General features: G+C 61.9%; 18 protein-coding genes, 1 tRNA gene and 2 pseudogenes. 5 read left to right on the forward strand and 16 right to left on the reverse strand.

The annotated features are described in order from the left end of the window. Window positions 1–5: 5 nt before the first annotated feature. From QNO18_RS07925 to rpmH, 9 genes and pseudogenes are all read right to left on the reverse strand, one after another. Window positions 6–638 (reverse strand): annotated as a pseudogene (locus QNO18_RS07925) (amino acid ABC transporter permease); the annotation flags it as partial. Window positions 639–1,830: 1,192 nt separating this feature from the next. After that, complete coding sequence (locus QNO18_RS07930) at window positions 1,831–3,420, reverse strand: ABC transporter permease subunit (protein ID WP_283177231.1); 1,590 nt, start codon at window positions 3,418–3,420, stop codon at window positions 1,831–1,833. A gap of 141 nt (window positions 3,421–3,561) precedes the next feature. Beyond that, a complete protein-coding gene (locus tag QNO18_RS07935) occupies window positions 3,562–4,578 on the reverse strand; it encodes an amino acid ABC transporter substrate-binding protein (protein ID WP_283177232.1) in 1,017 nt (338 codons plus the stop codon). A 230-nt stretch (window positions 4,579–4,808) separates the two neighbouring features. Continuing rightward, entirely contained in the window at window positions 4,809–5,516 is a 708-nt protein-coding gene (locus tag QNO18_RS07940) for an ATP12 family protein (protein WP_283177233.1), read from the reverse strand. A 1-nt stretch (window position 5,517) separates the two neighbouring features. Continuing rightward, window positions 5,518–6,570, reverse strand: coding sequence for an RluA family pseudouridine synthase (locus tag QNO18_RS07945; RefSeq protein ID WP_283177234.1), 1,053 nt, complete (start codon window positions 6,568–6,570; stop codon window positions 5,518–5,520). Next, the gene (locus QNO18_RS07950) at window positions 6,567–6,923 is read right to left on the reverse strand and encodes a CrcB family protein (RefSeq protein ID WP_283177235.1); all 357 of its coding nucleotides are present in this window, start codon (window positions 6,921–6,923) and stop codon (window positions 6,567–6,569) included. The genes QNO18_RS07945 and QNO18_RS07950 overlap by 4 nt, the downstream gene beginning before the upstream one ends. Then, the gene (gene yidD, locus QNO18_RS07955; RefSeq protein ID WP_283177236.1) at window positions 6,920–7,216 is read right to left on the reverse strand and encodes a membrane protein insertion efficiency factor YidD; all 297 of its coding nucleotides are present in this window, start codon (window positions 7,214–7,216) and stop codon (window positions 6,920–6,922) included. The genes QNO18_RS07950 and yidD overlap by 4 nt, the downstream gene beginning before the upstream one ends. Then, entirely contained in the window at window positions 7,213–7,644 is a 432-nt protein-coding gene (gene rnpA / locus QNO18_RS07960) for a ribonuclease P protein component (protein ID WP_283177237.1), read from the reverse strand. The genes yidD and rnpA overlap by 4 nt, the downstream gene beginning before the upstream one ends. A 149-nt stretch (window positions 7,645–7,793) precedes the next feature. Further along, complete coding sequence (gene rpmH, locus QNO18_RS07965; RefSeq protein ID WP_092895917.1) at window positions 7,794–7,928, reverse strand: 50S ribosomal protein L34; 135 nt, start codon at window positions 7,926–7,928, stop codon at window positions 7,794–7,796. A 491-nt stretch (window positions 7,929–8,419) separates the two neighbouring features. Between rpmH and QNO18_RS07970 the strand changes: the two genes are divergently transcribed. Beyond that, window positions 8,420–9,811 (forward strand): HAMP domain-containing sensor histidine kinase, encoded by a 1,392-nt coding sequence (locus QNO18_RS07970; RefSeq protein ID WP_283178761.1) that lies wholly within the window; start codon window positions 8,420–8,422, stop codon window positions 9,809–9,811. A 57-nt stretch (window positions 9,812–9,868) separates the two neighbouring features. Next, window positions 9,869–9,945 (forward strand) — tRNA-Arg (locus tag QNO18_RS07975). A gap of 183 nt (window positions 9,946–10,128) precedes the next feature. Here QNO18_RS07975 and QNO18_RS07980 read toward each other — a convergent pair. Beyond that, window positions 10,129–10,956 (reverse strand): helix-turn-helix transcriptional regulator, encoded by an 828-nt coding sequence (locus QNO18_RS07980; protein ID WP_283177238.1) that lies wholly within the window; start codon window positions 10,954–10,956, stop codon window positions 10,129–10,131. A 65-nt stretch (window positions 10,957–11,021) separates the two neighbouring features. On the opposite strand from QNO18_RS07980, the gene QNO18_RS07985 reads away from it, so the two are divergent. Then, window positions 11,022–11,258, forward strand: coding sequence for a helix-turn-helix domain-containing protein (locus QNO18_RS07985; protein WP_283177239.1), 237 nt, complete (start codon window positions 11,022–11,024; stop codon window positions 11,256–11,258). A gap of 228 nt (window positions 11,259–11,486) precedes the next feature. Here QNO18_RS07985 and QNO18_RS07990 read toward each other — a convergent pair whose 3' ends face one another. Continuing rightward, entirely contained in the window at window positions 11,487–11,735 is a 249-nt protein-coding gene (locus tag QNO18_RS07990) for a hypothetical protein (protein ID WP_283177240.1), read from the reverse strand. 6 nt (window positions 11,736–11,741) lie between these two features. Here QNO18_RS07990 and QNO18_RS07995 point away from each other — a divergent pair, with 6 nt between their 5' ends. Together QNO18_RS07995 and QNO18_RS08000 are read left to right on the forward strand one after the other, a co-directional pair. After that, window positions 11,742–13,328: a hypothetical protein gene (locus QNO18_RS07995; protein WP_283177241.1), complete on the forward strand. Its 1,587-nt coding sequence runs from the start codon at window positions 11,742–11,744 to the stop codon at window positions 13,326–13,328. 11 nt (window positions 13,329–13,339) lie between these two features. After that, entirely contained in the window at window positions 13,340–13,591 is a 252-nt protein-coding gene (locus QNO18_RS08000) for a hypothetical protein (protein WP_283177242.1), read from the forward strand. A gap of 42 nt (window positions 13,592–13,633) precedes the next feature. Here QNO18_RS08000 and QNO18_RS08005 read toward each other — a convergent pair whose 3' ends face one another. The 5 genes and pseudogenes from QNO18_RS08005 to miaB all read right to left on the reverse strand — a co-directional run bounded on the left by QNO18_RS08005 (window position 13,634) and on the right by miaB (window position 18,508). Then, window positions 13,634–13,804, reverse strand: coding sequence for a hypothetical protein (locus tag QNO18_RS08005; RefSeq protein WP_283177243.1), 171 nt, complete (start codon window positions 13,802–13,804; stop codon window positions 13,634–13,636). A gap of 912 nt (window positions 13,805–14,716) precedes the next feature. Beyond that, window positions 14,717–15,678 (reverse strand): annotated as a pseudogene (locus QNO18_RS08010) (PhoH family protein). Between the two features lie 263 nt (window positions 15,679–15,941). After that, on the reverse strand, window positions 15,942–16,316 hold the full coding sequence (locus QNO18_RS08015) for a hypothetical protein (protein WP_092895945.1): 375 nt from the start codon (window positions 16,314–16,316) through the stop codon (window positions 15,942–15,944). A gap of 12 nt (window positions 16,317–16,328) precedes the next feature. Next, window positions 16,329–16,916: an OmpA family protein gene (locus tag QNO18_RS08020; RefSeq protein WP_283178762.1), complete on the reverse strand. Its 588-nt coding sequence runs from the start codon at window positions 16,914–16,916 to the stop codon at window positions 16,329–16,331. 215 nt (window positions 16,917–17,131) lie between these two features. Further along, the gene (gene miaB / locus QNO18_RS08025) at window positions 17,132–18,508 is read right to left on the reverse strand and encodes a tRNA (N6-isopentenyl adenosine(37)-C2)-methylthiotransferase MiaB (RefSeq protein WP_283177244.1); all 1,377 of its coding nucleotides are present in this window, start codon (window positions 18,506–18,508) and stop codon (window positions 17,132–17,134) included. Window positions 18,509–18,629: the final 121 nt, after the last annotated feature.

Genomic DNA, 18,629 nt, shown 5'->3' on the forward strand with positions numbered 1-18,629 from the left:
CGTCCTTAGCGATGGTCTGTCTTCAGCTTGCGTTCAAGATACATAGAGTATCGTGACATGCCAAAGCAGATAATGAAGAAGATGGCGCCGACGAAGATATAGGGCTCCCAATAGATGCCCTTCCAGTTGATGTCGGCGCGCACGGTGGTGGTAACGCCGCGCAGCGGGTCGAGAAGGCCGACGAAGGAGACCAGCGTCGTATCCTTGAAGAGCCCGATAAAGGTCGAGACGATTCCCGGGATCGAGATTTTCAGAGCCTGCGGCATGATGATCAGGCGCTGCGCCTGCCAATAGGTCATGCCAAGGCTGTCGCCGGCCTCATACTGGCCACGGGGCAGGGCCGCGAGACCGCCCCGGATCACCTCGGCCAGATAGGCGGCCGAGAAGAGCGAGGCGAGGATGATCACCCGCAGGATCAGGTCGAAATTGGTCTGCGGTGGCAGGAAATACTGCAGAAGCAGGGATGCGGTGAAGAGGAGCGTGATCAGCGGCACGCCCCGGATGAACTCGATAAAGCCGATCGAGAGCATCTTCATCAGCCACATGTCCGACCTGCGCCCGAGCGCCAGCATGATCCCGAGAGGCAGCGAGGCCGCGATGGCGGTGACCCCGATGATCAGCGCCAGCAAAAAACCCCCGATCATATTCGAGCCGACCGGCGCAATCGTCAGCGGCAGGTCGGTCGTCATATAAGCGACCATCTTCGGGGCCTGGTACAAAAGCCAGCCACCGCCGGCCAGCAGCCCGGCGAGAATGCCGATCACGACGGATCGATTGCGCGCCGCGACAAAGACCAGCGCGAAGGCAAACAACGTGCCGAGACTGATCATCGCCGCCCAGGCGGGCAGGGTTTCATAGCCGAAGAGCCGGGCGAGATCGGTGAGGTTGTAGTTCAGCACCGCGCTGATCACATACATCAAGGCGAGCAAGAGCCAGATCGCCGCGGTCAGCAGCATCACGACGAAAGAGACGACGGCGCCGAAGGCCATGGCCAGGATATTGCCGCCCTGGCCAAAGCCCTGCCAGAAGGTCGCCATGCGCAGCCGCGCAAAGAAATCGGTCGAGATGGCATCGCTGTAATTGATCACCACTGAAGCCACCCAGGCCGCCGCCAGGGCAACCACCAGCGCAAAAGCGTCATTCAGCCATTTATTGGGGTTGTTGTAATAGACCCGCGCCACCAGGGCGCCAAGCGCAATAGCCAGCAGCTGCGTGACCGGGGTCCAGAACGACCCGCCCCAGATCAGCCAGATCGCGATAAAGGGGAAAAGCCCGGTTACCCAGATCAGTGCCGCCGGGCGCAGGCTCGCCGTTCCCCAGAGCACCGCGAAAATGACGGCAGTCGCGGCAAAGGCGAGGCTGTTTGCGGAAATCGCGTAGAGGGCGGCAAGGGTCAGGATGCCCGCAAGGCCGACCATATGGGCGCTTTTGCGGTTCTTCCAGAACAGGATCGGCGCCAGCGCGGCAAAGAGCAGCCCGCCGGTGAGCACCGGGCGCCAGTATTGATCGGGCGGGAAGAAGCCGAACAGGAACTGGTGCCAGCGCGCTTTGATCACCGCCCAGCAGGCGCCGCTTTCGCCGCCCGCCGCCGCGACGATTTCGCGGCATTCGGCCAGCGAACTGGCGTTCCAGACCGAATGCCACCACCAGGGAAAGGCGGTCCAGACCATCCAGATTGCCACCAGAAGCCCGGCAAAGGTCAAAAGCGTATTGACCGGTGACGAGATCAGGTTCTCGCGCAGCCATTTAACAGCGCCCGCCTCACGCAGCGGCGGCGGGGCCGGGCGCAGCATTTCCTCGCGGACCCAGAGATGCGATGTCCCGGTCATCTCAGCGCTCCTTCAGCTTAACGGCAGAGTTGAAGGCATTCATGCCCGAGGAAATGATCAGGCTGATCGTCAGATAAATCAGCATCATCAGGAGCATGCATTCCAGTTCGCGCCCGGTCTGGTTCAGCGTGATGCCGCCCAGCGTGCCGCGCAGATCAAGGTAGGATACCGCGATTCCCAGCGAGGTGTTTTTCGTGAGGTTCAGATACTGGCTGATCAGCGGCGGAATGATTACCCGCAGGGCCTGGGGCAGGATCACCAGCTTCATCGTGCGGCCCGGGCGCAGGCCCAGGGCGGCGGCAGCCTCGGATTGTCCGCCCGGGATGGCCTGAATCCCGGCGCGCACGATCTCGGCGATAAAGGCCGAGGTATAGAGCGTCAGTGCGATGAGGAGGGCGGTGAAGGAATGCATCACCTGGATGCCGCCCTGGAAGTTGAAGCCCTGGCTCACGCCCTGGTCATTCACCGGAAAGCCCGGCAGCTCCCAATGCAGGCCAAGCGCTGTCAGCAAAAGGACCAGCGGCAGGAAAAGGATCAGGAGCGAGATCCACCAGGTCGTCGGGCGGCGGCCGGTCTCTTCCTGAAGTTTGTTGGCGCGCCGGGTGACCGAGCGATTTGCAAGTACCGACACGATGATCACTGCAAGCACCGCCAGCACCGAGAAATTCACCGGCACCGAGGCGATTTCGGTCCCGCCGAGCGGGCGGTCCAGCAGCGGCGCGGGGATATTGGTGCCGCGATTGGTCAATGCAATGGAATCGAAGAAGAATTTCGAGGCTGCGGGCTCGGTCGGCCCGATGGCGGTTGCCTCGCTGTCTGCGAGAACCGGCGAGAGCGAGGGGCTGAATACGGTCAGGGCCGCGATGATCCACAGAGCCGCCGGAACGGCTGTGATCAGCGCCGCCTTACCTGCGTCAAACCGGCTGCGGGCATATTGCCAGGTCGCGCCGGTAATGCCGATAAAGGCGAGCAGCCAGAGGAAGAAGGCGAAAGACGAGACCTGGAGCCCCGCAAGTCGCGCCGCAAGCCCATGGCCACCGGCCTGGGCGGTCAGCCCCTCCAGCGCGGCCCGGCTTTCAAGGATCGCGGGCGTGATCTTGAAGGCCGCCGGCGCCGGCATGGTCTCGGAGATCACCACGAAAGTCAGAAGGATCCACAAAAGCAGCGGCACATTGCGGAAAACCTCGACATAGACCGTCATCAGCCGCGAAATCAGCCAGTTGTTCGACAGCCGCAGCACGCCAACGGCGACCCCGACTACGGTGGCGAGGATACAGCCGAAGAATGCCACAACCAGCGTGTTCAAAAGCCCGATGATAACCGCGCGGCCATGGGTGGAATCATTGGTATAGGGGATCAGGGTCTGCTCGATATCATATCCGGCCCGGACCCAGAGAAAGCCGAAATTGATGTCCTTGCCCTTGGCGTCGAGGTTGCGGATCACATTATCCGTCAGCCAGCCGATGAAGAGCAGGAAGAGAACAAGTGCAATCACCTGGAGCGTGATGGCACGAAAACGGGTGTCATAAATCAGCATCGAAAGGCGGAACCCGCCCTTCGACGCCTCCGCCCGACTGGTGGCAAAGGCCATGAATTCCCCCTGAGCCCGACCGCCTCCGGCTTTTGCCGGTTATGGTACTGCCGCTGTCGGGCAGTCCGTGGTCGTGATTGTTCTGAGTGTTTGATCTAAAAGAAGTGGGGGCGCGCCTTTCAGACGCGCCCCCGGGGCAGATCAGCGCATCGGCCAGGCGTATTGCAGCCCGCCTTGCGTCCAGAGCGCGTTCAGACCGCGCGCCAGACCGATCGGGGTGCCGGTTCCGAGATTGGCTTCAAAAATCTCGCCATAATTGCCGTTTGCGGCAATCGCACGTTTGGCCCAGTCATTGTCGAGGCCGAACATCTTGCCCATCTCGCCTTCAAGACCCAGCAGGCGGCGGATTTCGGGGTCGGTGGAGGAACCGGCGACCTCTTCGATATTGGCTTTGGTGATGCCTTTCTCTTCAGCGATCAGCAGCGCGTTATAGGTCCAGCGCACGATGTCGCCCCAGACATTGTCACCATGCCGCACGGCCGGCCCGAGCGGCTCTTTCGAGATGATCTCGGGAAGGATGATGTGGTTTTCCGCATCCGCCATGGTGGCACGGCCCGCCGCCAGACCCGACGCGTCCGTCGTATAGGCATCGCAGGCGCCGGCGAGATACTGGCGCTGCGCCTCAGAGTCGTCCTGCACCGTGACCGGGGTATAGGACATGTTATTTGCCTTGAAAAAGTCGGCAAGGTTCAGCTCGGTGGTGGTGCCGGTCTGGATGCAGACAGTGGCGCCTTCGAGTTCTTTGGCCGAGGAAACGCCCAGGTCTTTTTTGACCATGAAGCCCTGGCCGTCATAGTAATTGATGCCGACAAAATCAAATTTAAGGTCAACGTCACGGGTGAAGGTTGCGGTCGAGTTGCGGACGAGCAGATCGACCTCACCCGAGGCGAGGGCGGTAAAGCGCGTCTCGCCGGTGGTGGGCACAAATTTCACCTTGGTCGGGTCGCCAAGCACGGCAGCGGCAACCGCGCGGCACAGATCGACGTCAAAGCCGACCCAGGTGCCATTCGCATCCGCCATGCCAAAGCCGGTGAGGCCGACATTGACGCCGCAATTCAGCTCGCCGCGGGCCTTAACATCATCGAGCGTGGCCGCACTGGCAGCGCCCGCGAGCATGGTGCTGGCCGCCAGCGCGCCGATGAGTGCTGATTTCTTCATAATTACCTCTTCCTGAGCTGCCGCCATCGGCCGGGCCGCGGCGGGGGTGTCGCCTGACTGTTCGCAGGCTGTCTCTCGGGTCTTTGATCGCCCGATGAGCATATTTTCAGAGCAAGGTCGCTTATCGGTCAATAGGCGAGCGTCGAATACGGGAAAATCGCCGTTTTTCCGGGCTTTGCGCCGGAAAAATGCTGCTCAGATCAGCTTTATCGGGAAATCGGCCTGAATTGTTACCCGCACAATCCGTAGAATCGCCAGGCAAGCTCAAAGGCCGACCGCTTCACAACCTCAGTTGCGGCAGCGTCTTCATCGACGCCCCATTGCTCGCTTTGCCAGCTTTCATCGAGGCGCGAGGCCTCCCAGGCCTGGCCTGCGTCAATCCTGCCCGAGATCAGCGCCAGCGCAAGCACCAGCGAGCCGGAAATCGCCACCAGATCGTGGAACGCGGTAAGCCGGAAATTGTCCAGCGCGGCGACTTCGGCGGTCAGCCGGGCGAGGCTTGCCGCAGGCTGCGCCACCGGCACGACACCGGCGGTCACGGCAAGCGGCGCCTGCAGGCTGTTGGCCGCCCAGTCGAGGATCGGGTTCCAGACCTCGGCCTGGCGGGTGACAAGGGCAAGCGGGCGCTCGGCGCGGTAGCACAGCAGGTCGGTCTCGCCGTAAGCCGCGAGCATGGTCACCACGGCCTCGCGCTGTTCACTGAGCTTGTCGATCGCCGAATTGGCCGAGCGGGTCGCTGGCATCGATTCGGGGTCGATCTTGCCCTGTTGCGCCTCCCACTCCGTGGCGATCAGTTCCGCCAGAGCCCGCGTCGGCACGATCAGCGGCGCCTTTTGCGGCGTGCGGATCGGGCGCCCGTCCAGATGGACGGTGAAGCCACCACCTGCCTCGGCAAGGCGTGTCTCTTTCCAGAACCGTTTCGGGGCCCAGGCCGACATCTCAGCGCCCTCCGAAAGTCTTGAACGGATCGGCGGGAACGTCGTCTTCCTTCCAGTCCAGCGCTTTCCAGGTGCGTTTCATATGGTCCGGGAGCGGCGCCTGAAACAGCATCTCTTTTTTGGTGATCGGATGTTCAAACCCGATGGAACGCGCATGGAGGTGTAGCTTTTTCGACAGATCACCGCCGATGCCCGCGCCCCAGCCATCGCCCTGGTTTTCCATATCACCGCCGCCATATTTTCCATCCCCCAGAATGGGATGGCCGATTTCTGCCATATGGGCGCGCAGCTGATGGGTGCGGCCCGTCACCGGCTCCAGCGCCATCCAGCTCAGCCTTGTGCCAAGGAACCAGAGCGTGAAATAATCGGTCTGGCTGCGTTTTGCATCCGGGTAGTCTTTGGCCTGGGCGGGGTGAATGGCGATCATCTTCTCGCCTTCGCCGCCACGACCACGGCCCGGCGCCTTCATCAGGTGGAACTTGATCGAGCCCTGTTTCGGATGCGGCACGCCGGCGACCACGGCCCAGTATATCTTGCGGGTCAGCCGGTGGCGCAGCGCCTCGGAAAGCGCGCGCGCGATGCGGTCGGTCCGCGCCAGCAAGAGGATCCCCGAAGTGTCTTTATCCAGCCGGTGCACCAGCTTCGGGCGGTCTTTATAGCCGAATTTCAGTGCCTCGGTCAGCCCGTCGACATGGCGGTCACCCTGGCCTGATCCGCCTTGCGAGGGCAGGCCCGGTGGCTTGTTCAGCACGATGATATGTTCGTCCTTCCACAGCACGCAGGCCTGGATCATCTTTGCATCGGCATCCGAGACGCCTTTGGTCTGTTCGCGCACCGGGGCCTCGGCGGCGGGCAGGGGGGGGACGCGGATCGTCTCGCCCGGCTGCACCCGGTCGGCTGCCTTTGCCCGCCCGCCTTCGATGCGGATCTGACCGGTGCGGCACATCTTTTCGATATTGCCCTGGGTCAGGTGCGGAAAACGCTTTTTCAGCCAGCGGTCCAGCCGCTGTTCGCCATCATCTTCGGTGACCTGGATCAGTTGAACGCCGCTCATGAAAGCTGCCTCGCTAAAGTGACGCCGAGGAAGACGGCGAAGAGTGAAAGGAAGACCGAAACCGCGACATAGGCCAGGGCTTCGGTCATGCGGCCCGCTTCGACCAGTTTCAGTGTGTCGAGTGAGAAGGCCGAAAAAGTGGTGAAGCCGCCCAGAAGGCCGGTCATTACGACCGGACCCAGCAGGAGGCGCTGGCTCAGCATGATCCAGGCCAGTCCGATCAGAAAGCTGCCGGTGATATTGATGGCGGCCACGGCCCAGGGCGCGCCGAAAAGGGAAATGATCAGATGGCGCAGCACCGTGCCGGCGGCTCCGCCGAGGGCAAGGGCGAGGAGGCCAGAAAAATGCATCATTTTACCCCCTCAACCGGCGGGTTTTTCGCGCCGGATTTTCCCTTTTGCAACATTTTATCAAATTCCGGGTCAGCGCCAGGCACTGGATCATACCCCGCGCCACCCCAGGGATGGCAGCGGCAGAGACGACGCGCGGTCAGCCAGCCGCCCCGAATGCCGCCATGCCGCGACAGGGCCTCCATCGCATAGGCAGAGCAGGTCGGCTGAAACCGGCAGCCATGCCCGACCCAGGGGCTCAGCAGCAGCCGGTAGCCGCGTACAGGCAGCGAGAGGAGGAAGGCGAGGGGGCTCATTGCCCTGCTCCGGTGTGTGGCGGTGCCGGCCCGGTCGCCGGGTCGCGCGGGGGCTTTGGCGCCCGCTCGCGATGAACCGAGGCGAAAGCCTCGCGCAGATCGCTCACCAGATCACTGAAGCCACGGGCGAGGGTGGTCTCCGGGCGGGCAACCAGAACGTAGTCCCAGCCTTCACGACCAAGTTCGGGCAAAACGGCCCGCGCCACTTCGCGCATCCGCCTTTTGGCCCGGTTGCGCGCCACGGCATTGCCGATTTTCTTTGAGGCGGTGAAGCCGATCCGCGTGACCTGATCACCATCGCGCCGGTCGCGGGCCTGGAGCAGGAAAGAGGATGTCCCCTGACGCCGCGCCGAAGCGGCTTTCAGGAAATCCTTGCGCTGCGGGATGACCACAAGCGCCGAACTGTTTGATCTGTTTAATTCCGTCACGGAATCTTCCCATCTGCGGGCAGTTGGATGTTCCAAAACGGAAACCGCCGGAGGCTTTTCGGGCTGTCCGGCAAATTGCCTCATACCCTTTGCCTCCGGCGGTGCCATTATCCGTTCCTCCGGCCCTGCAGGTGCAGGGCGGTGGCAGATCAGGCCGAAAGAACCTTGCGGCCTTTGGCGCGGCGGGCAGCCAGCACGAGACGGCCGCCTTTGGTGGCCATGCGGGCACGGAAGCCGTGGCGACGGGCGCGAACCAGCTTCGAGGGTTGATAGGTGCGCTTCATTGCGGCATTCCTTCTGCGTTTGTTGTGGCCAGGGGCCTGTTTCCAGGCCTTTCGGCCATATCTCGCGGCCTCGCGGCCATATCTCAGTCGGATGCCTGTCGCAGCTTTCCCACGGGCGCCTGGACGGCGCAGGGTTCGCGGACGTTGATCCTGAAGCCCGGCCTATAGGGGCAGCCGGCGCCCAAGTCAACGTATCCTGACAGGAAACCCGGCAGATTTGGCCCGGTTTTGCAGCTTTTACATGGGTCTTCCCATACTGTCCAACCTGCCCGCGATTTGCTAGATATTTTCAGGAACGGGCGGGTCATACGGATCCCCGCCGCGCACGGCCCGCCGAAATGGGGCGAAAGCCTCTGGCGGGACCGCGGCGGGCGGCAAACCGGGGCGGCAGAACAGACGGCCAGCGCGGAAGGCCAGGCCGAAGGAGGGACGGGGTGACGCAGAGGCAAAGCGGGCGGCGGTTTTTGCGGACCTTGTCCGGCCGTTTCCTCATGCTGACCGTCATTTTCGTCCTTCTGGCCGATGTGCTGATTTTTGTCCCCTCCCTTGCCCGCTACCGCGCTGATTTCCTGCTGGAACGCTTGCGTCAGGCGCAGATCGCGGTGCTGACCCAGCTGGCCTCGGACAGCGGGGTCTCGCCCGAACTTGAGGCGGAACTGCTTGCCAATGCCGGGGTCTATAACGTGGTGCTGCGGCGCGACGATATCCGCCAGCTGGTGCTGTCTTCGCCGGTGCCGGAACCGGTCCATGCTGATTACGACCTGCGACTCTCCGGCCCCTGGGAGCTGATCCGCGATGCGCTTGCGACCCTTTTTGATTCCGAGCATCGCGTGGTGCGGGTGATCGGCAGCCCGGTGCAGGAGGGCGGCCAGCTGATCGAGATCACCATGCCGCAAGAGCCCTTGCGCAAGGCGATGCTGCTTTACGCCTGGCGGCTCCTGCTGTTTTCGGCGCTGATCTCGGCGGTGATGGCGGTGCTTTTGTTCCTCGCGGCGCAGCGGCTGATTGTGCATCCGATTCGGCGCGTGGTCTTGCATATGAAGGCCTATGCCGAGGCGCCCGAGGATGCGCGTACGGTGATCGAACCCTCGGCCCGGGTCGAGGAGCTGCGCGAGGCCGAAGAGATGCTGGCCAGCATGCAGCGTCAGCTGACCGGCGCGCTGAAACAGCGGGAGCGGCTGGCGCAGCTTGGCGGCGCGGTGGCGAAGATCAGCCATGACCTGCGGAACATCCTGACCACGGCGCAGCTGTTTGCCGACAGAATCGAAGGCAGCGCCGATCCGGTCGTGGCACGCTCGGCGCCGAAACTGGTCAATTCGATCAGCCGCGCGGTCAGTCTTTGCGAGGCGACGCTGACCTTCGGCAAGGCCGAAGAGGCGCCGCCGCAGCTGACGCGTTTTCCGCTGGCCGTGCTGGTGAATGAGGTGATCGAAGGTGAGGGGCTGTCCAGTGGCGAAGAGCTGCAGCCCACGGCCCTGGTGACCTCGCTTACAGATATCGCACCGAATCTGTCGCTCCGCGCCGATCGTGAGCAGCTTTACCGCGTAATATCGAACCTGATCCGGAATGCGCGTCAGGCGATCGAGGCGACCGGCCAGGCCGGCACGATCGAGATTTCCGCCGGAGAAAGTGATTCTGAATGGTGGATCAGGGTGGGCGACACTGGCCCGGGCCTGCCGCCAAAGGCGCGCGAGCATCTTTTCGCGGCCTTCCAGGGCGGAGTGCGTAAGGGCGGCACCGGGCTCGGGCTCGCGATCTCGTCTGAACTGGTGCGTGGCCATGGCGGCCGGATCGAGCTTTTGCACAGCGATTCCGAAGGAACCGAGTTCATGATCCACCTTCCGAAGGTCGCGCTGGTGGTCGATCCGCAGCAAATGGAGTGAGGCTGCATTTTGTCTCTTGCATCCCCCGCCGCGCCCTCTAGATACCGGCCTCACAGCGGACCCATAGCTCAGCTGGATAGAGCACCAGACTACGAATCTGGGGGTCGGGCGTTCGAATCGCTCTGGGTCCGCCACTTATATCATTGTAAACTCAAAGCAAAACTGCCTTTTGCGTCACGAAATTGCCTCGTGGCGTGGTTTGTCATTTCTCGCGTCCGGTTTGGTGCCGTTGTGGCGAGAGGCGTTTCCCCCTCACAGGCGGCATGCTCACACAGGCCCTTCCCGCACCACCGCGAGGCCGCCTTCGCCCCAGATCGCTATGAGCCGCGCTGGTTACGAAGTGGCAGACCGAAGCAAACACGACGCAATGTCTCTTGCCCCAGAAGAACCAACAGACCGATCAGCAGAATAAGGCTGACGGCCAATCCCTCGTCGTTTGGACCGAGCTGCCAAGCATTGGTCCAGCCAAGATTGATCTCGGCGATCCGGGCGATGATGAAGAGGGCTACCGCCAATAGAGCGATCCAGCAGGCCTGAACCCACCGTTCATAACGCGCTTCTCCGAGGCCTTTTTGGATTTCCATCTCCGGCGTAGGCGCTGATGCCCCCCAAGGCACATTTATGGGCTCACCAACACCTTGGGCGACAGCCACAGCCTCACAGGCTATGCCGCCCTCAGTGCTTGGGCTTGGCACGGAAAAAGCTGTCTCCTCTTCAAGAGGCGATGCCACGACCACCTCATCCTGATCGAGCTCGTCACTAACGGGAACGCTGGCAGCTTCGGACGCGGGAGGGGTTTCCAAGAGTTGAGCCCGCTCCAACAGCCCGGGCGGGAGTTTGTGCAGGCCCCGTTCATACTTTTCATAGGTCGAAGGAATCAGGCCAAGAAGCGGCGCAAAGCTGTGCTGAGTGTGCCCGAGCTTCGAACGAATTTGCCGCAACTTTCGTCGCCCTTCTGATTTGAACTTTGGCCTTTTCAGTCTTCCCTTCACCGCGCGCACTCCTCCGCAGGTCAGCTGGTACGGCAGCATAGCACCTTTTTTCCATTTGGAGCTAAAGTGCCGAATCTTTTCACGAAAGCGGCCATATCCGACCAGAATCCGACCAGTGCATGGAGCCCTTAAGCGGGTGTTCAGGCTTGCCAAGCCCAGTCTCTGGCCTGTTGAATTCGGGCTATTAGCAATTGCGAAAGCGCGAGCGTAGAGCCCAGATGTCTACAGATCCCCGGCAAGCATTTGAAAACCATGAGCGCCTGAAGGCGGAGCTGCGCATTCGTGGCACATCGCTGGCGCAGATCGGTCGTGACCTCGGGATATCCGGGACATCAATGTCGCTTGTTGGCCTTGGAAAGCACCGCTCCAAGCGGATCGAACGCGCCATCGCAGAAGCGCTCGGGACCACTCCGGAAAAGCTCTACCCCGAGCGGTACAGGGAGGGCGGCACATGACCTGACGCCCCACAAATAGAAGAGGCCCCGAGGGTTGCAGCCCCCAAGGCCTTTCGAGATGTAGTCGAGTAGGACCCACTACATCTCCATCATGACCCAAACAGAAACGCCGGTCAATCTCGCAGTCAAGCAGAGGGCCGGTTTTCCTCACGCTCATGACAAGGAGAACCCCTGTCGCTGCAACCGCAGTCGCAGGGCCTAAGCAACCATGTATGACGAAACCCCGTATCAGCCGCCCCGGCGCAGCCGCGCGACACGAAGCTTTACTGCACGGTCCAAATCCAGCGTGCGCGGCTTGACGGCTTCTTTGGCAATCTCGCGGCCAACACGCTGCCCGATCTGACCGTCTGCACCTATACGGTCAATGATGCCGGCGGCACGACCGTCCCTCAGTACAAGGCCGCGCTCGACAGGCTGGTCGCACAGACCCGCGCCAACGGTTCGCACCTGCTGCTGATCGTGGAGATGGGCGGACACTACTCGATGTCCGGGTCGCCCAATCATGCCAGGTTTGAGCAGATCCGCGCCTATATTAACGCGCAGGCCGTGCATGACCACGTTACCGTGGTTGACTGGCATGCGGCATCAGGTCTCGCAGATGGTGATGCGGCGGTCGAGCGGCTCATGCCGATCTACTACAATATCACCAGCGTGAACGCCGCAGCGGGCACCTTCCTGCCGGCAGGCGGTGACGCTATCCATACGAACAATCTCGGCTATGCGATCCTCTACAGCCTCCTGTGCCAGATCACGGGCGTCAGCCCTGACGGGCGCAGTGGGCGCACTGCCAGTGCGTTCAGGATGCTCGCGTTGCGCCGGACCCCGCTGGTGCATCCTGCTGTGCCACCGAACGCGCCAGCGTTGGCAGGGATGGCTAGTCTCGCCAGAGATTTGCCTCTGATCACCGGCGAGGTGGCGCGCGGCATTGTGGGCGGGGTAAGCCGCAATCCCTATTCTGATCGCGATGCCCCACTTTGGTTCTGTCCTGACGTCATCAACTACGCGGCTGTCGCCAACGATTATATCCTTGCCGGCGGGTTGAGCGATGAATTCGGACCCTATCGCCAGATCAGTGGTGGTAGCCCCTATGGTGCGGGTTACGTGATACCGGGCGTAGGCACGACCCCGGTGCCGATGACGCTGACAGTTATTGTCGGGCCGGGGGGCGGGTCTGTCCGATTTAGCAATGCCAGCGCCACGGCCTATCTGCCGCTGGATATTGACGGTGGCACCATGACGCCGACCCTGACCACCCAGCTGCCAAACGATACCGACAAGCCGATGGTGTATCACCTGACCACGTCGGGCGTTTTGGCCGCTTCACATCTGGTGCTGTCCGGCAACATGCGCGGTGTGTATCTCACCCCGACCACCTGGCCCTGTATTGCGGGCAAAGAGTACGCGAAGGCTCGGCAGCAGGCGCCGGTTCTGCGGCTCGGGGAGGATATCGACGCGAGCAAGGTGATTGATGGGCAGGTCTATCGCACGCTTGCCAACGGCAAGCGGCTCACGCAGCGCGCGATTGGTAAGGTCTGGCGGCCTTTGGAAAACCGCTGGTCTGGCCTCTACACGCTGCTCAACCGGGCGGATGCCGAGGTTCTGGAGATGGTGCCCAATGGCACCCTGACAGCCAATGCCTTTGATGAGCGACTGGGTGGCATCACGCGGACCACCAGTGCCAACCCCAGCTTCGCCGAGGCAAAGGTTGCAGCCGATCTGTCAAATCGTGCATTTGCAGCAGCAGACGCGGGCAAACGCTGGACGATCAGCGGCCAGCACCTGGCGGCGGGGCTGCGCATCCAGCTCTATGCCGGCTCCAACAACACCTATCTGGGCTTGGCCCTCGACGGCACCTGGGTCAATCACAGCGGCGCGCATAGCCTCGCGCCAAACCTTCTGAGTGGTGCCTATAGCGATTGGCGCAACCGGGGCATCGCAATCAGTTTTGACCTGCCAGATGCGGCCATGCTGGATGGCCGAAACTGGGGTCTGCGTCTCTATCAGAATGGCGGGGGGGCAGGCACGATGTCGGAATGGACGGCTGCTGAAGGCGGGATGGCGCTGGTATGACGGAGAGCATCATGGATATCGAGCAAGGCTGCATCGCGCTGGCCTCAGACGGCCGGATCTGGCGGGTGATGGACATCGATCACAATCCGCCAGAGCCGATCTGCTGGTGCGAGCCGCAGGACGGCATTGGCGGTAGCAGCTGGATCGTGCTGGCATCGCTGACCGCGATCACCTCGCCTGAGGATGTGGCAGCGGCGGAGGTGGTCGCGGAGCAACTGGCGAACGCCTTGCAGGATAACCCCGACGCCGTTAAGAACCCTTAACGGCGACGAGGGCGAGGCGGGATCACAATCATAGCTGTCAGCCTATTTTTCGATGAGTTCTCCAGTGAGGCGAATAGAGAATTTACGCTCGGCACTTCCCGCCCCGACACTGATCTGAAGTTCTGATTCGTCAGGTGCTCTCGAAATCCGACCGATCGCCATCGGATTCTTTTTTAGATGCTCATCAATAATAGGACCGGCGGCGGCCAGCATGGAGGCAATTTCCGCAAATTTTCCGGGCGTTAGCTTCTCAAAGGTACGAGTGACCTCTCCGTCGACCGACCAAGAACTCTCTAAGTGGACTTGGAGCGAGATGTTGCCACTAAATGTGGCCTCTCCGCAGGGAAAACCCAAATAAATACTATGTTCAGGTCCAAGAGCATTGAGCGCAGAGATGAGGCTATTAAGTGCTTCAGAAATTTCAGGCCGCTCACCGGCTTCGGCGGGGACTCGCGTGGGTTTTGTGAAGAGGCCTTCTAACCTCTTCCAGGCTGCCTTGCCCGCCTCTCCGAGGAAAGCATCTGTGAACGGCTTTGTAACATAGGCTAATGTAGCCCAAAAAAACAGCGATTGGAGGATGAGAAGCCTTCCTGGGGGGAAGCCAAAACAAACTGGTAAGTGCGCGTCCGACTTCTTCGGTCGGGGTCATTCCCGCAGTTTCAATCAACGCGTAGGGCTTGTGGTCTTCGGTCATTGAACGCCTCATGAGAAAAAATAAATCTCGGCAGGACGGCCAGTGGAGTCAACCCATGGCTACGGAGTACACACTTCATAAACGCTTAAGACCGGGGATCGGGTTCAAAGATCAGAGAAGCCTGAAGAAACTTTTCTGTGCAGAAGGTAGCCGTCGTTTGTGCAGAAGCTGGCGCGGAGCAACACCAGCGGCAGACACTGCTGCGCCGGAAAAGAGGCAGATACCTGCCCCTGGAGACGCCCGTCAGGCGCAGGACGCATAGCCAGTGAGGGGTGCTTTTGACGCATCTGTGCGTCATGGCGGGATGACGCCCTCACCCATCCCTGTGTCTGAAAATCACAAAAAGGCGCAGCTGGCTGCAACTCTCGTCAGAACTCACCCCGGCGCCGTGCTCCGGGGTGGTCTTTTGTGCGGGGATCCTCCGACCGCGATCAGGCAGACGCTTCGTCTTTTTCCCAGGCATCGATGATACGGGCGACCAGCGGGTGGCGCACGACATCGGCCGAGTTAAAATAGTTGAAGCTGACGCCCCGGACCCCTTTCAGGATCCGCTCCGCCTCAGCCAGACCCGAAGTCACGCCGCGTGGCAGATCGACCTGGGTGCGGTCACCAGTGACCACCATCCGCGAGCCCTCGCCAAGCCGCGTCAGGAACATCTTCATCTGCATCGCCGTGGCGTTCTGCGCCTCGTCCAGCACCACGAAAGCATTGGACAGGGTGCGCCCGCGCATGAAGGCCAAAGGCGCGATTTCAATGCGCTTCTCGGCGAAGAGCTTCTCGACCTGGCGCGCCGGAAGGAAGTCGTTCAGCGCGTCATAGAGCGGCTGCATATAGGGATCGACCTTCTCCTTCATATCGCCGGGGAGGAAGCCGAGCCGCTCGCCGGCCTCGACCGCAGGGCGCGAGAGCACGATCTTTTCAACCGCGCCGGAGATGAACATTGTCACCCCGACCGCAACCGCGAGATAGGTTTTTCCCGTGCCTGCCGGCCCGATGCCAAAGCCCAGCTCATGTTTGAACAGGTTCGCCACATAGGCTTTTTGCGCCTCGGTGCGGGGCTCGATCGGCTTTTTGCGGGTGCGCAGCTCCATCCCGGGAGTGAAGAGTTCGATCTGCTCGCCATCGCGCGGCTGCGCCGGGATCGACAGGCGCAGCGCGCCATCGACATCGCCGGCTTCAACACTGCGGCCGGCCTCGAGCCGGGCATAGAGCGCACGCAGCACAGCCGCTGCCTGCTCTCGTGCAGCCGGAGCGCCGACCACCGTCAGGCGGTTGCCGCGCCTGAGCACATGGACCCCAGCTGATGCTCGACCTGGGCCAGATTGCGGTCATATTCACCGCAAAGCCCGATCAGGAGCCGGTTGTCGGGAAATTCCAGGACGGTTTCCACCATGTCCTCGGGGCTGGTCGGGGGGGTCAGCGCGCTGATGCCCAAATGGGCCTCCTTCCTGCAAGAGCCTTAATCACGATGCTGCGCCTCAACGCGGCATCTGGCAAGACCTTTCATTGCCACCACCAGATCTTGCGGATGAAGATCAGAATCTGATGACAATCTGTACAATATGGGACGCCCTGCGCCGGAGGGAAGGCCCCGGATGTGAAAACGGGCCGCAGGTTCCCCGCAGCCCGTCAAAGTCAGGGTTCTGACTGCGTGTTTCAGTTCGTGCGGCGCACAACCACGGTCTTGCGGCCCGGGCCAGAGACACGGTCCCGGATCCCCGGATTGGCCGACTGGTAATCGCCCAGCACAGTGCCCGGAGGATATTTGTCATTGCAGATCGGCAGGCCCGATACCGGGTCGAAACGCGGCGTCGAATAGCCTTCAAGGCCGTCATCGATGATCCAGTTCTGGCAGCCATCCGGATCATAGGCGATGGCGGCGCGGCCATTTTGCAAAACGCCGCGGTCGCGGCCTTTGTCCACACCGGTCGCGATCACCGAATCCGGGCCGTAATAGGCCCGGGTGCCTTCAAAGCTCTCGGCACAGCCGGCCACCAGGCCAGCCCCGAGCAGCACTGTCACAAGTTTCATGCTCATGCCCCCTTACCAGCGATAGCAGACGATTTCGACGCGGCGATTCTTCGCCATGCCGGCAGCGGTCGAGTTGGTGGCGATCGGATTACGCTCGCCGAAACCGATCTCGCGCTCAACCGAGGCACCGACCGAACGGGCCACATCTGCCACCGCTTTGGCGCGACGCTGCGAGAGGCTCATATTATACTCATCCGAGGCGCGGCTGTCGGTATGACCGTAGATCGCGTAGCCAAACGCATCGGTTGACGTGAAGAAATTCGCCAGCCTTTGCCGCCCGGCTTTGGTGAGCTTCGCGCTGTCGGTCGCGAAAAGCTGATCGGTGTTCTCGTTCAGGCAGAGGTTCTTTTTCAGGCAGACCGGCTTGCCGGTTTTCGGATCGCGGCGCGGCACCATATAGCCTTCGAGACCGCCATCGGCCCACCAGTGCATACAGCCGTCATCATCGACCCAGACACCCCATTCGATCTGGCCGGTGACCACGGTGCGATCAATCGTGCTTTGCGACAGGGCAGCACTGCCCCCGGAAATCGCAATTGCCAGCGCGGTCGCCCCAAGGCTCATTCGAGCGCCCATCTTCCGCGCGGCGCGTGAAAGCATATTCACAGCCAGCCCCCCTGTTCTCTTGTGCAGCAGCTGCAGATTTGCCCCCCGCTCACGCGCAAGTAAAGGAGAATTTACCGTAACCAATTCATTTATGTAGACTTCAACTTTCAGTTGCACACAAGATGAAGTGGCTCCCGCACCTGATCTCTCAGGTCCGAAAGCAATGAGGTCAGGCCAGGGGCAGTGATGCAGTCCCGGCATAGGGGAGGTCAGAAAAGCCGTTCCGCCGCAAGGGAGTTAGAGGACGCAGCTGTCACACGCGCCCGGACGAGGTCGCCGATTCGGCCCTCCGGATCACTGACATGCACCGCCATCAGATGATCGGATTTGCCAACCATCTGCCCCGGGAGGCGACCGGGTTTCTCGTAGAGCACAGAAATCTCGCGCCCGACCATCGCCGCCTGGGCCGCGTGCTGCTGATCCAGGATCAGACGTTGCAGCGCCTGAAGCCTGGCATCCGCCACCGCCGCCTCGACGCCGGGCTTTTCCGCCGCAGGCGTGCCGGGACGGGCGGAATATTTGAACGAAAACGCCGCGCCATAGCCGACCCGCGCCACCAGATCCATCGTATCGGCGAAATCCTGGTCGGTCTCGCCCGGGAAGCCCACGATGAAATCCGAGGTCATCAGAATATCGGGCCGCGCCGCGCGGATCCGGTCGATCAGGCGGAAATACTGGTCGCGCGTATGTTTGCGGTTCATCGCTTTCAGGATGCGGTCCGACCCGGATTGCACCGGCAGATGCAGATAGGGCATCAGCTGCGGCACATCACCATGGGCGGCGATCAGGTCGTCATCCATGTCATTGGGGTGGCTCGTGGTATAGCGGATGCGGTCCAGCCCGTCGATTTCGGCCAGCTCGCGGATCAGCCGGGCGAGGGTCCAGTCTTTCCCCTCTCCTTCGCCATGATAGCCATTGACGTTCTGACCCAGCAGGGTGATCTCGCGCACCCCACGGGCGACCAGCTCGCGCGCCTCGTGCATCAGCCGCGCCGCCGGGCGCGACACTTCGGCGCCCCTGGTATAGGGCACCACGCAAAAGGCGCAGAACTTGTCGCAGCCTTCCTGCACCGTCAGAAATGCCGTCGGGCCGCGATAGCCCTTCCGTTGCGGCAGATGTTCGAACTTATCCTCGACCGGGAAATCGGTATCGACCTGGGCACCGCCCGCCTCAACCATCGCCGGCAGGCGGTGATAGGCCTGCGGGCCGACCACGATATCCACCAGCGGCATGCGGCGGCGGATCTCTGCGCCCTCGGCCTGGGCCACACAGCCCGCCACCCCGATCTTGAGGTCCGGCTTGTCGCGCTTCAGCGGTTTCAGCCGGCCAAGATCGGAATAAAGCTTCTCCGAGGCCTTTTCGCGGATGTGACAGGTGTTGAGCAGCACCATATCGGCGTCATCCGCCTTATCCGTCAGCACATAGCCCTTCGCGCCCATGGCTTCGGCCATGCGCTCGCTGTCATAGACATTCATCTGACAGCCGTAAGTCTTGATGAAGAGCTTCTTCACCGCATCTGCATCGCTGCCCTTTGCAAGGCCGGCATTGCTTTCTGCGGGATCTGTCAGGCTTTCGGGGTTCGACATGGCGTGCCTCCTGGAGCGCGCTTTTACACGCGCCGGCCGCCCGGGGCAACGCCATGCCCGGCAGGGCTGCGACCTGGCCCGCTTTGCGGATTTGTGCGGCCATACACCGCCATGCCTGTCC

It is taken from the genome of Gemmobacter sp. 24YEA27, assembly GCF_030052995.1.
Taxonomy (GTDB): Bacteria; Pseudomonadota; Alphaproteobacteria; order Rhodobacterales; family Rhodobacteraceae; genus Pseudogemmobacter.